The following is a 13,372-nucleotide window of genomic DNA, read 5'->3' as shown; positions in this document are numbered from 1 at the left end:
TCTACGGCCTTCCCGGAAGTTGCGGATCGAGCGTGGTGAGCAGGGCTCCGATGGTTGGCCAAGCGGCCACTGCGAACACGACGATGAGAATGAATTGCACCGGCAGCAGGATGGAACTCAGAAGGGCCAGGTCTTTCGGGCCGTAGCCTTCGTCATCGACGCCCCCGAAAAGCGCCACCGGCTTCGCGCAGATCATGAGGGTTTGGCAAAAGCCGGTTGCCGAAACGAGGACGAGCGTTGCAAGCAGCGGATCGAGCCGCACTGTCGACGCAAGCATGAGCGCCGGGGGCAGCAGCACCGAGACGCGGGCCGTGCGACTGTGAATCACGAGATGACTGAAAAGGCCTAGCAAGGCTAGCAACGAGACAAGGGCCAGCGGCCCCAAGCCAGTGCCGCGCAGTGGATCGACCGTCGTCTCGATCAACCATCGATGGAGGCCTGATGCCGTCAGGCCGTCGGCCAAGCAGATTGTCGCTGCCAGGAACAAGAGCAGCTTCCACTCCGCGCTCTTGATCGCATCGCCAAACGCCACGGGGCCGACCTGAGGAAGCGTGGCCAAGAGAGCGCCGCCGACAGCGATGACGGTGGCATCGAGCCCGTGAACAGGTTCGGTCAGCCATGCGATGACAACGCCGCCGGCGATCCAGAGTATCGGCTGCCGTGCCAACCCGGCACCAGCATTGTTGACGGTCGTCGGCTGCAAAAGTGCCATCCGCCGTTCCGCCGGCGACAGGAAAAGCCGGAGCAGGCATTCGACCGAAAGGAAGGTGCTCACGACCGCAAACGGCAGGCCGAAAGCGATCCATTCCAGGTAGCTTACTTTCACACCCGAGAGGCGGCCGACCATTTCGATCGCCAGCAGATGGGCACCGGCGCCAACGGGCGACGCAATGGCCGAGAGCAGAATAACAGTGGGGAACAGCAGCGCGAACGCTCTTCGCAACCGAGCACTTCCACAGCGCCCAGCGATCGCATGATAGGCAGGGATCATCAAAGCTGCGCGACCCGAGGTCGACGGAACGATGAAGGCTGTGGCGACCATCACAGCCGTCAAAGAATAGGCGACTGTGCGAACCGACCGCATGCGCCCCGTCACGAGGCCGAGGATGCGATCTGCGACCCCACTTGCCTTGAAGGCGGCCGCCAGCATGAAGGAGGCGAGCAACAGCCAGATCAATTCATCCCCGAGCGCATGAAACAGCGCCGCGGAATCACGGTTGACAAGCAGCGCCATAGCCAGTCCAGCGGCAATTGCAACGGAGGTGTCGTCTAGCGGCGTCAAGGTCCATCCGATGATCGCGACAAGCAGGATCTCGAGCGCTCGCCGAGCGTCGGACGGAAGCGCGGGGAGGCCGAGTTCAATGACGGCCACGCAGAGGGACACACAGGTTCCGATCAGTGCGGCTCGCCATATCGGCCAGAGCGCCGGCGGTGTCCTTTCCCGAGGAGTGGCGTCCCGAAGCGTGGCGTCAATGTCAGTCTGAAAATCTACTTGTGCCAACCGAAACCTCTTCGAGCTCGTCGCCGATGTGGCGGCGGGGGCGCAACACGGCCCCACGCTCGAACTTAGGATGTTCCGATTAGACGCTCGGTAGAGCTCCGGTTAGAATCTGGTGAGAGACGCTATCCGATCGCCGGCAGGATCACCGCATGACCGTTCGAGGCCGCATCCTCCTATTTCAAATCGTCATTCTCGCCCTTGTCGGCCTGATTTCAGGACTAGCGTTCGCAACGCTCCATCTGACAGAGGAATTCGTCCGCCGCATCGACAGCGTCCACGGGCGGTTCGAAGCCCTCGCCGAACTCAACGGGCAGTCCAACAATTACACCGAGCAACTCGCCGAGGTTCTGCTGCTTGGGCCCGAACAGATGCCGGATTTCGAAGCGGCACGACGAGCACTGAAATCCGGATTCCAAAAGCTGGAGGGCGCGACGCGCGAGGAGCTCGGCGTTCTCCAATATTGGAGCGATCGACGCCAGGAGGAGGCCGAGCTCAGATTCGTAGGCCGCATCAAGGCGCTGTTTGAGGCGATCGATCAGGCTGCCCAGCGACTGTTCAGTCAGCGAACAAAGCCGGAGCCAACCGGCATCGTAGACGCGTTCCGCAACGATGTGGAGCATCGACTAGAGAACGATTTCGAAGAAATGATCGAAGCCGCCTTGCACCATGAGCGCAGGGAGGTTGGAGAGGAACTCGCCCGCGTCCGTGCTGCGCAATGGCGTCTGCTGCTACTGACCGGCGGCTTCTCTGCGTTGCTCATGCTGGGCAGTCTCGGGTTCGGCCTCGTCCTGCGACGGTCAATCGCCACACCTGTGCGTGAGCTGAATGAGAGCGCCAAAGCCATCGCTGCAGGTAAGCTCGACCATCGCATCTCTGCGACCGGACGCGACGAGTTCGCTTCCTTGTCGCGAAGTTTCAACAGCATGGCCGAGGCCCTTGAGATCGAACGTGCCGCTCTGATTTCGGTAAAGGACCGCCTGGAGGCGGAAGTTCAGCTGCGCACGAGCGAACTGCGGAAAGCGAATGAGCAACTGAGGGCTCTCAATAGCCGACGCACACAATTCTTTGCGGAGGCAAGCCACGAGCTCCGCACGCCGCTGACGATCCTCCGCGGAGAGGCAGACGTTGCCCTTCGCGGCCAACCGCGTGTTCGACCTTATCGCGAAGCTCTGAGCCGAATCCGCAATCACGCTGAAGACATGGCTCGCAACCTGGGGGACCTTCTGGCATTCGCCCGCTCCGAAGCCGAAGATTTCAGGTTCTCCCTGCACAACATCGATTCCGGTGAGGTTGTGAAGGCGGCCGTTCAGGAGGCTTCCGTACTCGCCGGTCCCAAGCAGATATCCGTTGATCTGTCGCTCAACCCAGACCATCTCCTCATTCGGGGTGACGCCCAGCGCCTAAAGCAAGCGCTGCTGATCGGCTTCGATAACGCCATAAAGTATTCAAAGCCATATCAGGCGATTGCAGTCGAGATGACTGAGCGCCATGGAATGCTTGAGATCACTATCCGCGACAACGGCTCAGGGATCGATGCCAACGATCTCCCCTTCGTGTTCGACCGTTATTATCGCGGGCGTGGCGGCAGGAGATCCACGGCCGAGGGGCTTGGTGTTGGCCTCGCGATCGCCAAGGAGATCATAGACAGGCACGATGGCACTATCGGCCTTGAAGGAATGGAGCCTTCAGGAACCCTCCTCAGAATCAGACTGCCGCTGGTAAAACACCGATGATTCGAATCCTGATCGTTGAAGACGACCGGCGTGTCTCCGACTTTCTCCGCCGGGGGCTGGAGGCCGAAGGCTTTCACGTGAGTATCGCGGAGGACGGCCGCGAGGGGCTGGCCGTTATTCGCACGGACCCATTCGATCTCGTGATCCTGGACCGTCTGCTTCCCTATCTGGACGGCCTTGAACTGTGCCGGATCGTGCGATTGGAGCAGTGGCCGGTTCTCATCCTGATGCTGACCGCCAAGGAGACAATTCAAGATCGCGTAGATGGGCTCAAGGGCGGCGCCGACGATTACCTGACGAAACCGTTTGCCTTTGATGAGCTGGTGGCCAGGATTGACGCCCTACGCCGACGCCGTCCGGGCGCAGTGGAGGGGCAGTTGCTTCGAGTAGGCAGCCTCGACCTCGACACGAGTGCTCGCCGTTCTACGGACGGCGACCGGGAAATCCGCCTAACCCGACGTGAATTCGACCTTCTGCATTTCCTGATGCTCAATGCGGGGAAGGTGGTCAGCCGCCAGCGCATCCTCAACAACGTCTGGTCATACAGCTTCGAACCTGGGACCAAGATCGTGGAGGTATACATTCGCTATCTGCGTGCCAAGCTCGGACCGGATGCATCGGCTAGCATTCAGACGGTCCGTGGGATCGGCTACATGCTGGTCGAGCGGAAGCCATAGAAGGTAGAGCGAACCTCTTTCGCCCGCCCAAGCCGGAAATTTCATTGCGCCGCCTCCTCGTTCGTGGCCTTCAGCCTCGACCTGCCAGGTTCGTCAGTGCTTGCATATCCGCAGTTGGTGCCAAGCCGAAGTTCAGGTGAGATACTGCCTACCCCCAACGGCTTGCACCCCGCCCCGCCTTCCGCTATAGAGCCGCCACCCGCGTAGACACCCTTGGAGGCAACGCGGCGGAAGGCTGTCCGGGCCTGCGTGATCCCAAAAAAGATTTTGGACCAGATCATGTAAGGCCATGACGGCTTTCGACGTTTACGGCCCAGGCATCTCGCCGGCCGCGAACGCTCCAGAACAACGCGAAAGGAAATGCCATGAGCCAAGCTTCTTACGAGCTCAAGGCCGAAGCGCGCGAACAGGTCGGTAAGGGGTCCGCCCGTGCAGTTCGCCGTAACGGTAAAGTGCCTGCAGTAATCTACGGTGACAAGCAGCCTCCCCTGGCGATTGCGCTGACCTACAAGGACATCTACTACAAGATCCATGGCGGCGGGTTCCTGACCACGATCGCCACGATCGATGTCGACGGCAAGAAGATCCAGGTCCTGCCCAAGGACTTCCAGCTCGACCCGGTCAAGGATTTCCCGGTCCATGTCGACTTCCTGCGCATCGGCAAGGACACAGAAGTCAATGTCGACGTGCCGGTCCACTTCATCAACGAGGACAAGTCGCCCGGCATCAAGCGCGGCGGCGTGCTCAACATCGTGCGTCACGAGGTCGAGTTCCACTGCCCGGCCAATGCGATCCCGGAATTCATCACCGTCGATCTCACCGGCACCGATATCGGCGATTCGATCCACATCTCGGCGGTCAAGCTGCCGGCCGGCGTCAAGCCGGTGATCTCCGACCGCGACTTCACCGTCGCGACCATTGCCGGCTCCGCGGCGATGAAGCCGGAGGCGGAAGAGACGGTCGAAGCGGCTGAGCCCGAAGCGGCTCCTGCCGCCGAAGAGAAGTAATCCCTTTCCGCCCGGAGGTGACGATGCTGCTGTTTGCAGGCCTCGGCAATCCGGGCGCGAAATACGCCAACAACCGGCACAATGTCGGCTTCATGGCGGCGGACGCAATCGCCCGCCGCCATTCCTTTTCGCCCTGGTCGAAGAAGTTCCAGGGACTGATCGCCGAAGGCACGCTTGGCGGCGAAAAGATCATCCTGATCAAGCCGCAGACCTTCATGAACAATTCAGGCCAGTCGATCGGCGAAGCGCTGCGCTTCTACAAGCTCACCCCCTCGGCGCTCACAGTCTTCTATGACGAGATCGACCTCGCCGACGGCAAGGTCCGCGTGAAGACCGGCGGCGGCGCCGGCGGTCACAACGGCATCCGCTCGATCGACGGCCATGTCGGTAACGCTTACCGCCGCGTGCGCATCGGCGTCGGCCATCCGGGCGTCAAGGAATTCGTCCAGCATCATGTGCTTGGCGATTTCGCCAAGGCCGATCGCGAATGGCTGGAGCCGCTGCTCGACGCCATCGGTGATCATGCCGAAATGATTGTGAGGGGTGATGAGCCCGGCTTCATGAACAAGGTCAGCGTTGCCGTCCAGCGCAAGACCGGTGCTACGCCCGAACGCGAAAACGCGGGGTCGAAACAGCAGAGCCCGAAACAGCAAAGCCACGTCCGTCAGGCGCGACAGCAGCCGGCGGTCAAGCTGCCGCAAACCGGCCCGATGGCCGCCATGCTGAAGAAGCTGTTTGGCGGCAAGGATTGAGCTTCGGCGTGAACGGAGCGAAGGGCTTGACGTTCGTCACCGCTTTCGCCCATAGCCCTCATCAAATTTCGATTTCCCGATAGGACCGGATAAAAATGGGTTTCAAATGCGGCATCGTTGGCTTGCCCAACGTCGGCAAGTCGACACTTTTCAACGCGCTGACCAGGACGGCGGCGGCGCAGGCCGCCAACTATCCGTTCTGCACCATCGAGCCGAATACCGGCGAGGTGGCGGTGCCCGACCCGCGTCTGCAGAAGATCGCGGCGATCGGCAAGTCGAAGGAGATCATCCCGACCCGCATCTCCTTCGTCGACATCGCCGGCTTGGTACGCGGCGCCTCGAAGGGCGAAGGGCTGGGCAACCAGTTCCTGGCCAACATCCGCGAGGTCGACGCCATCGTCCATGTGCTGCGCTGCTTCGAGGATGATGACATCACCCATGTCGAGGGCCGCATCGATCCCGTCGCCGACGCCGAGACCGTCGAGACCGAGCTGATGCTCGCCGACCTCGACAGCCTCGAGCGCCGCATCGTGCAGTTCCGCAAGCGCGCTTCCGGCAAGGACAAGGAGGCGTTGACCGTGCTTCCGATGATGGAAGCCGCTCTTGAACTCCTGCAGGCCGGCAAGCCAGCCCGCATTCTGCTCAAAGGTATCTCCGCGGAGGATCTGCGCATCCTGCAGGGGCTGAACCTGCTGACGTCGCACCCCGTTCTCTATGTCTGCAATGTCGCCGAGGCCGACGCCGCCACCGGCAATTCGCACACCAAAGCGGTCGAGCAGATGGCTGCCACGCAAGGCGCCCGCACCGTGGTGATTTCCGCGGCGATTGAAGCCGAGGTCGCGCAGCTCAGCGACGAGGAGGAAATGGAATTCCTGGCAACGTTGGGCCTTGAGGAGCCAGGCTTGAACAAGGTGATCCGCGCCGGCTACGAGCTTTTGCAGCTCATCACCTATTTCACCGTCGGGCCAAAGGAAACGCGCGCCTGGACCGTGCACAAGGGCGCCAAGGCGCCGCAGGCGGCAGGCGTCATCCACACCGATTTCGAGCGCGGCTTCATCCGCGCCCAGACCATCGCATACAACGACTTCGTCACGCTGGGTGGCGAAGTCGCGGCCAAGGAAGCCGGCAAGGCGCGCGACGAAGGCAAGGAGTATGTCGTCCAGGACGGCGACATCATGCTGTTCAAGTTCAACACCTGACCTGACCGACGGCGCCTTCTTCCTTCTCCCCTTGCGGGAGAAGGTGGATTGGCGCGCAGCGCCAAGACGGTTGAGGGGTGTTAGCCGGAGCGCTGTGGGTGCCAAGCTGGAACACCCCTCATCCGACCGAGCTTCGCTCGGCCACCTTCTCCCACAAGGGGAGAAGGGAGAGACCGCACGGGCCCTTTCCGCGTGGCTTGACTGCCCGCAATGCCCGGTCTAAGGGGCGTCTGCACCGGCCCGCGCTTTCGTCGAAAGCCTGTCCCGTGCAATCCGAAACGACACGCCCGCTCGAACCCATCCTTTTGGCCTCAGCAAGGGAGACCCGGCGATGATCAAGGCATTCGTCGTGGACAATGATCGCCTGCGCGTTGCCGACGATCTCTTGGCAAACAGCGACAAGGTCGTCTGGGCCGACCTTATGAACCCTACCAAGGAAGAGGAAACGGCCATCGAGACTTGGCTCGGTGTTGCCATTCCGACGCGCGAGGAGATGGAGGAGATCGAGATTTCGAGCCGCCTCTATATCGAGGACGGCGCCTATTTCATGACCGCCACGCTGCCGGCTCAGACCGAGGCCGACGATCCGCTAATGTCGCCGGTCACCTTCGTGCTGGCCGGCAATAGGCTGATCACCGTGCGCTACCACGAGCCGAAGGCCTTCAAGACCTTTCCGCTGCGCGCCGAGAAGGTGGCGACCGGCTGCACCAGCGGCGACACCATCCTGATCGGCCTGCTGGAGGCGATCGTCGACCGCCTCGCCGACATTCTGGAGCGCGCCGGCCGCGACATAGAGACGATCTCGCGCGACATCTTCGAGGCACGCTCGACCAAGGCTTCCAAGCGCAACCGCGACTTCCAGGAATTGCTGAAGGCCATCGGCCGCAAGGAGGACATCGCCTCCTCGATCCGCGACAGCCTGATCTCGCTGCAGCGGCTCGCCGGCTTCCTCACCCACGCCTCGACCCAGACCAAGATGAGCAAGGATATCCGCGCGCGCATCAAGACCTTGTCGCGCGACGTGCTGTCGCTCGCCGACCACGCCACCTTCCTGTCGCAGAAGATCAACTTCCTGCTCGACGCGACGCTCGGCATGATCTCGATCGAGCAGAACGCCATCATCAAGATCTTCTCCGTCGCCGCGGTCATCTTCCTGCCGCCGACGCTGGTCGCGTCGATCTACGGCATGAATTTCAATGTCATGCCCGAGCTGAGCTGGCACTTCGGTTATCCCTTCGCCATCGGCTTGATGATCCTGTCGGCGATCCTGCCCTTCTGGTATTTCCGCCGCCGCGGCTGGTTGTAAAGCCTTCGGACCTTCTGTTTCGTTGACTGTTCCGTGGGGCGCGCGATGGCCTGGCGCACCAGAAATTACTTGACCAAATCCCGTCCCACCTGCATCCGGGAACCCCGATCCGTGGCGATCGTGCAATCTTGAACCGGATTCCAGACCATGACCGGAAAGAATTCCAGACCATGACCGGCCAGACCGGAAAGACTTGGGCCTATGAGGATTTCGTCGAGGGCGCCTCGCTCGACCTCGGCACGAAGCTGGTGAGCGCGGCCGAGATCATCGAATTCGCGCAAGAGTTCGATGCGCAGCCGATGCATCTCGACGAGGCGGCGGGCAAGGCCAGCATCCTTGGCGGGTTGGCGGCCTCCGGCTGGCACACCTGCGCGATGTTCATGCGCATGCTGTGCGATGCCTTCCTGCTGGACTCGACCTCGCAGGGCGCCCCCGGTGTCGACCTCGTCAAATGGAAAAAGCCGGTGCTGGCCGGCGATATGTTGACCGGCAACACCACCGTCCTTGCCAAGCGCCTGTCCAGATCGAAGCCCCAGCTCGGCCTCGTCACCATGCGCAGCGAGCTTTTCAACCAGCGTGGCGAAGGCGTCTTCGAACTCGAGAACACCGTCATGTTCCTGACCCGAGGGGCCAACGCGTGAGCCTCGACGAATTCTTCTGCATCGGCGTCACCGTCACGCTCGGTTCGCATAAATTCGAATCCGAGGCGATCAAGGCGTTCGCCAGGAAATACGATCCGCAGATATTCCATCTCGACGAAGAGGCGGCGAAGAGGAGCGTGTTCGGCGGCCTGTGCGCCTCGGGCTGGCACACAGCGGCAACCTGGATGAAATTGAACCTCGAGACCGGCGTGGAGGCCAACGGCGCCCGGTGGGCCGGCACTAGGCCCGCGCCCGAATTTGGCCCCTCGCCCGGCTTCAAGAACCTCAAATGGCTGAAGCCCGTCTATGCCGGAGAAACCGTGACCTTCACCCGCACCGCGCTTGCCCATCGCCCCATCGCATCACGGCCGGGCTGGCGGTTGCTCACGCTGCGCTCGGAGGCCTTCGATTCGACCGGCGACAAGGTTATCGAGTTCGAAAGTGCGGTGCTGGTGAAGGTGGGTTGAGCTTTCTTCCTTCTCCCCCTGTGGGAGAAGGTGGATTGGCGCGCAGCGCCAAGACGGATGAGGGGTGTTGGAGGGAACTCAACGCCTCACTCTGTCCAGCACCCCTCATCCGACCGAGCTTCGCTCGGCCACCTTCTCCCACAAGGGGGAGAAGGCAGTGCGCGCCTCACAGTCCGCTCAATGCCCTTCGAACCCGATCAGCGTCCTGACCGGCACGCCGAGCGCTTCGAGCTTCTCGCGACCGCCGAGGTCCGGCAGGTCGATGACGAAGCAGGCGGCGAGGATGTCGGCGCCGATCTGCCGCAACAGCTTGACCGCTGCCTCCGCCGTGCCGCCGGTGGCGATCAGGTCGTCGACGAGGATGACCTTCTCGCCCGGCGACACGCCATCCTTGTGCATCTCCATCTCGTCCAGCCCATATTCGAGGCTGTAAGCGACGCGCACCGTCTCGTAAGGCAGCTTGCCCTTCTTGCGGATCGGCACGAAGCCGGCCGAGAGCTGGTGCGCGATGGCGCCGCCAAGGATGAAGCCGCGCGCCTCGATGCCGGCGATCTTGTCGATCTTCTGGCCGGCGTAGGGATGCACCAGCTCATCAATGGCGCGGCGAAAGGCGCGCGCATTGCCGAGCAGCGTGGTGATGTCGCGAAACAGGATGCCCGGCCTGGGATAGTCCGGAATGGTGCGGATCGCGGCAAGCAGCGTGTCTTCGAGCGAAGGTTTCATGAGGCAGCTCTCCGGGGCATTCGTCCGATTCGACTTGAAGACGTGAAAGGAACTCGGGTCGATCGTAACCCGGGGCGGCCGGCGACGGCTACCGCGATGTCGCGCCCTTGAAGAAAATTGTCCGGCAAAGGACTGGAGCCGGCGGTCTTAGAGCGACTCCACTCGGACGCACAAAGGACGCTCTAGCACTTTTGAATCTACGCATCGTGCTTTTCGAAAATCGATTTTCGGGCGGATGCGGTAGGAAACGCAAAAGGGCGCCTTTCGACGCCCTTTTGATCTCGTCGCTTTGCGTAGTCTCAGTGCGCCACGCCGGCCCACACCTTGCGCTTGGTCAGATAGACTAGCGCGCCGAACAGCAGCAGGAAGACCAGCACGCGAAAGCCGGTCTTCTTGCGGGCTTCCAGATGCGGCTCGGCTGCCCACATCAGGAAGGCCGACACGTCGCGGGAATACTGGTCGACCGTCTGCGGCGAGCCGTCGTCATAGGTCACTTGATCGTCGGAAAGCGGGTTGGGCATCTTCAGCGACACGCCGGCTATGAAGTACGGATTGTAGTGCGTGCCTTCCGGTATCTCCATGCCCGCCGGCGGCTGCTCGTCATAGCCGGTCAGCAGCGAGTGGATATAGTCGGGACCGCCCTGGGCGTATTGCGTGAAGATGTCGAAGACGAAACGCGGAAAGCCGCGCTCGACGCCGCGCGCCTTGGCTAGCAGCGACATGTCGGGCGGGGCAGCCCCGCCATTGGCGGCCGCTGCTGCCTGATCGTTGGGGAACGGCGCCGGGAAATGGTCGGACGGTATGCCGGGACGATCGAACATGTCGCCGGCATCGTTGGGACCATCATTGATCGTATACTCGGCCGCCAGCGCCTTGACCTGCGCTTCCGAATAGCCAAGATCTTCCAGCGTGCGGAATGCCACCAACTTCATCGAATGGCAGGCCGCGCAGACTTCCTTGTAGACCTTCAGCCCGCGCTGCAACTGTGCCTTGTCGTAGGTCCCGAACGGCCCGGCGAAGCTCCAGTCCATCTCCTTGGGCTCGTGTATCGGGAAATGCGTCGGCTGGGCTTCGCTGTGCGCCTCCTCCTGGGCGATGGCCCCGGTGGTCGCGGCCGCGGTACCCGCCAAAACAAGGCCGAGCAGCGCCAGCGAGGTGAGAATCGTCTTCATGCCAAATCCCCTTGAGATTCTCTGCCGCGCGGTCGTCGTCTCGAGCATGATCTTGTCCGGAAACCGGTCTCCACTTTTCGGGATCATGCTCAGCCCTTGGTTTCCGGTGCGGCTGTCGCGCGAGCCGGATGTCCGCCACCGCCACCCTTGTTCTTCTCGAGCACCGCCTCGGTGATCGAATTCGGCAACCGCCGCGGGGTCTCGATCAGGCCGAGCACCGGCAGCACGACCAAGAAAAAGGCGAAGTAGAACAATGTCGCCATCTGCGCCATGAAGACATAGCTGCCTTCGGCTGGCTGCGAGCCCAGCCAGCCAAGCAGGACGGCATCGATCACGAACAGCCAGAAGAACAGCTTGTACCAGGGCCGGTAGACCGCCGAGCGCACCTTCGAGGTGTCGAGCCACGGCACCAGGAACAACATGGCGATGGAGCCGAACATCGCGAGCACGCCACCGAGCTTGGAGTTGATCGGCCCGATATTGAAGGTGATGGCACGCAGGATCGCGTAGAACGGCAGGAAGTACCATTCCGGCACGATATGGGCAGGCGTCTTCAGCGGGTCGGCGACTACGTAGTTGTCGGGGTGACCGAGAAAGTTCGGCAGGTAGAAGACGAAATAGGCGAAGATGAACAGGAACACGAGCATCCCGAACGCGTCCTTGATGGTCGCGTAAGGGGTGAAGGCGACGGTATCGGTCTTCGACTTGACCTCGATGCCGGTCGGGTTCGACTGGCCGACCACATGCAGCGCCCATATATGCAGCACGACGACGCCGGCGATCATGAACGGCAGCAGATAGTGAAGTGAAAAGAAGCGGTTCAGCGTCGGGTTGTCGACAGCGAAGCCGCCGAGCAAAAGCTGCTGAATCCAGTCGCCGACCAGCGGGATGGCGCTGAAGAAGCCGGTGATGACGGTCGCGCCCCAGAAGCTCATCTGCCCCCAGGGCAGCACATAGCCCATGAAGCCCGTCGCCATCATCAGCAGGTAGATGATGCAGCCGAGGATCCATAGAAGCTCGCGCGGCGCCTTGTACGAACCGTAGTAGAGCCCGCGGAAGATGTGGATGTAGACGGCGACGAAGAAGAACGACGCGCCGTTCGAATGCATGTAGCGCAACAGCCAGCCCGAATTCACGTCGCGCATGATCTTCTCGACCGAATCGAAGGCGAGAGTGCTGTCCGCCGCATAATGCATGGCCAGCACGATGCCGGTCAGCATCTGCGCCGTCAGCATGATCGCCAGGATGCCGCCGAAGGTCCACGCATAGTTGAGGTTGCGCGGCACCGGATAGGCGACGAAGCTGTCATAGACCAGCCGCGGCAGCGGCATGCGGGCGTCGAACCAGCGTCCGATACCGGTCTTGGGCGTATAGGTCGAGTGTCCCTCGCTCATCGAAATGTCCCCTAGCCTCAGCCGATACGGATCTTGGTGTCGGAAATGAACTGGAACACCGGCACCGACATGTTCTCCGGCGCCGGCCCCCCGCGGACGCGGCCGGCGGTGTCGTATACCGAACCGTGGCACGGGCAGAACCAGCCGCCGAACTCGCCTTCCTGGCCGAGCGGAATGCAGCCGAGATGGGTGCAGACCTGGACCATCACCATCCAGGCCTCCTTGCCCGGCATGGTGCGGTTGGCGTCCGTCGCCGGCGCATCGGCCGGCAAATTGGCGTTGCGGGCGAGCGGATCCTTGAGCTGGGCCAGATTGACCGCCTCGCCGTCCTTCATCTCTTGTTCAGTGCGGTTGCGCACGACCACCGGCTTGCCGCGCCATTTCACGACAAGCGACGTTCCCGGCGTCAGCGAAGAGACGTCGACCTCGACCGAGGCCAGCGCCAGCGTCGAGGCATCCGGGCGCATCTGGTCGATGAATGGCCAGGCGACGGCACCCGCGCCGACCACTGCGGCCATGCCGGTGGCGACGTAGAGAAAATCACGACGGTTGGGATCCTGGATGTCGGTTGCGCTCACGGGTGCCTGATCCTTTCGCCTCTTCCGTGCCGGTGGCCGAGCCTTATTCCCCGCTCATTCACGCCAACCCGACAGCGCATGGCGAACAGGCTAGCGAATTCCTCCGGCATTTGGACTTCGGTTTATGCGTGAAGCCTGTTTTTGTCCAGACGGGTGAAGGCACAAGGGCAGATTGTCGCGGGGACGCAATTCGGCGTCGGACCGCATGGCAACGAAGACGGC

General features: G+C 62.0%; 13 protein-coding genes. 8 read left to right on the top strand and 5 right to left on the bottom strand.

The window, feature by feature from the left end:
* Position 1: 1 nt before the first annotated feature.
* Complete coding sequence (locus EJ075_RS18770) at positions 2-1,372, bottom strand: SLC13 family permease (RefSeq protein ID WP_126105269.1); 1,371 nt, start codon at positions 1,370-1,372, stop codon at positions 2-4.
* Between the two features lie 278 nt (positions 1,373-1,650).
* Between EJ075_RS18770 and EJ075_RS18765 the strand changes: the two genes are divergently transcribed.
* The 8 genes from EJ075_RS18765 (at position 1,651) to EJ075_RS18730 (ending at position 9,283) form a co-directional block, all read left to right on the top strand.
* Complete coding sequence (locus tag EJ075_RS18765) at positions 1,651-3,234, top strand: HAMP domain-containing sensor histidine kinase (protein ID WP_126105268.1); 1,584 nt, start codon at positions 1,651-1,653, stop codon at positions 3,232-3,234.
* A complete protein-coding gene (locus EJ075_RS18760; RefSeq protein ID WP_348627328.1) occupies positions 3,231-3,911 on the top strand; it encodes a response regulator transcription factor in 681 nt (226 codons plus the stop codon). Before EJ075_RS18765 ends, EJ075_RS18760 begins: the two co-directional genes overlap by 4 nt.
* 365 nt (positions 3,912-4,276) lie before the next feature.
* Positions 4,277-4,918 carry a 50S ribosomal protein L25/general stress protein Ctc gene (locus EJ075_RS18755; protein ID WP_126105267.1) on the top strand — a complete coding sequence of 214 codons (642 nt, stop codon included), beginning with the start codon at positions 4,277-4,279 and terminating at the stop codon, positions 4,916-4,918.
* Between the two features lie 23 nt (positions 4,919-4,941).
* Positions 4,942-5,670: an aminoacyl-tRNA hydrolase gene (pth, locus tag EJ075_RS18750; protein ID WP_126105266.1), complete on the top strand. Its 729-nt coding sequence runs from the start codon at positions 4,942-4,944 to the stop codon at positions 5,668-5,670.
* Positions 5,671-5,765: 95 nt separating this feature from the next.
* Positions 5,766-6,869, top strand: coding sequence for a redox-regulated ATPase YchF (gene ychF / locus EJ075_RS18745; RefSeq protein WP_126105265.1), 1,104 nt, complete (start codon positions 5,766-5,768; stop codon positions 6,867-6,869).
* A gap of 331 nt (positions 6,870-7,200) precedes the next feature.
* Complete coding sequence (gene corA / locus EJ075_RS18740; protein WP_095488832.1) at positions 7,201-8,175, top strand: magnesium/cobalt transporter CorA; 975 nt, start codon at positions 7,201-7,203, stop codon at positions 8,173-8,175.
* Positions 8,176-8,345: 170 nt separating this feature from the next.
* Positions 8,346-8,816, top strand: coding sequence for a MaoC family dehydratase (locus EJ075_RS18735; protein WP_095488831.1), 471 nt, complete (start codon positions 8,346-8,348; stop codon positions 8,814-8,816).
* Positions 8,813-9,283 carry a MaoC family dehydratase gene (locus EJ075_RS18730; protein ID WP_126105264.1) on the top strand — a complete coding sequence of 157 codons (471 nt, stop codon included), beginning with the start codon at positions 8,813-8,815 and terminating at the stop codon, positions 9,281-9,283. The genes EJ075_RS18735 and EJ075_RS18730 overlap by 4 nt, the downstream gene beginning before the upstream one ends.
* A gap of 177 nt (positions 9,284-9,460) precedes the next feature.
* On the opposite strand, the gene EJ075_RS18725 is transcribed toward EJ075_RS18730, so the two are convergent.
* The 4 genes from EJ075_RS18725 to petA all read right to left on the bottom strand — a co-directional run bounded on the left by EJ075_RS18725 (position 9,461) and on the right by petA (position 13,150).
* On the bottom strand, positions 9,461-10,006 hold the full coding sequence (locus EJ075_RS18725; protein ID WP_095484226.1) for an adenine phosphoribosyltransferase: 546 nt from the start codon (positions 10,004-10,006) through the stop codon (positions 9,461-9,463).
* 299 nt (positions 10,007-10,305) lie between these two features.
* Positions 10,306-11,178: a cytochrome c1 gene (locus tag EJ075_RS18720; protein ID WP_126105263.1), complete on the bottom strand. Its 873-nt coding sequence runs from the start codon at positions 11,176-11,178 to the stop codon at positions 10,306-10,308.
* 89 nt (positions 11,179-11,267) lie between these two features.
* Positions 11,268-12,572, bottom strand: coding sequence for a cytochrome b N-terminal domain-containing protein (locus EJ075_RS18715; RefSeq protein ID WP_126105262.1), 1,305 nt, complete (start codon positions 12,570-12,572; stop codon positions 11,268-11,270).
* 17 nt (positions 12,573-12,589) lie between these two features.
* A complete protein-coding gene (gene petA, locus EJ075_RS18710) occupies positions 12,590-13,150 on the bottom strand; it encodes a ubiquinol-cytochrome c reductase iron-sulfur subunit (protein ID WP_095484223.1) in 561 nt (186 codons plus the stop codon).
* Between the last annotated feature and the right edge of the window lie 222 nt (positions 13,151-13,372).

The sequence above is a fragment of the Mesorhizobium sp. M6A.T.Cr.TU.016.01.1.1 genome, assembly GCF_003952585.1.
Taxonomy (GTDB): Bacteria; Pseudomonadota; Alphaproteobacteria; order Rhizobiales; family Rhizobiaceae; genus Mesorhizobium; species Mesorhizobium mediterraneum.
The sequence above is the reverse complement of the archived record's forward strand: the minus strand, read 5'-3'. Positions and strand labels throughout refer to the sequence as shown.

Bases quoted from the DNA above. Each gene is read 5' to 3' on its own strand.
- EJ075_RS18765 (WP_126105268.1), top strand. From the start codon at position 1,651: ATGACCGTTCGAGGCCGCATCCTCCTATTTCAAATCGTCATTCTCGCC.
- EJ075_RS18760 (WP_348627328.1), top strand. From the start codon at position 3,231: ATGATTCGAATCCTGATCGTTGAAGACGACCGGCGTGTCTCCGACTTT.
- EJ075_RS18755 (WP_126105267.1), top strand. From the start codon at position 4,277: ATGAGCCAAGCTTCTTACGAGCTCAAGGCCGAAGCGCGCGAACAGGTC.
- pth (WP_126105266.1), top strand. From the start codon at position 4,942: ATGCTGCTGTTTGCAGGCCTCGGCAATCCGGGCGCGAAATACGCCAAC.
- ychF (WP_126105265.1), top strand. From the start codon at position 5,766: ATGGGTTTCAAATGCGGCATCGTTGGCTTGCCCAACGTCGGCAAGTCG.
- corA (WP_095488832.1), top strand. From the start codon at position 7,201: ATGATCAAGGCATTCGTCGTGGACAATGATCGCCTGCGCGTTGCCGAC.
- EJ075_RS18735 (WP_095488831.1), top strand. From the start codon at position 8,346: ATGACCGGCCAGACCGGAAAGACTTGGGCCTATGAGGATTTCGTCGAG.
- EJ075_RS18725 (WP_095484226.1), bottom strand. From the start codon at position 10,006: ATGAAACCTTCGCTCGAAGACACGCTGCTTGCCGCGATCCGCACCATT.
- EJ075_RS18720 (WP_126105263.1), bottom strand. From the start codon at position 11,178: ATGAAGACGATTCTCACCTCGCTGGCGCTGCTCGGCCTTGTTTTGGCG.
- EJ075_RS18715 (WP_126105262.1), bottom strand. From the start codon at position 12,572: ATGAGCGAGGGACACTCGACCTATACGCCCAAGACCGGTATCGGACGC.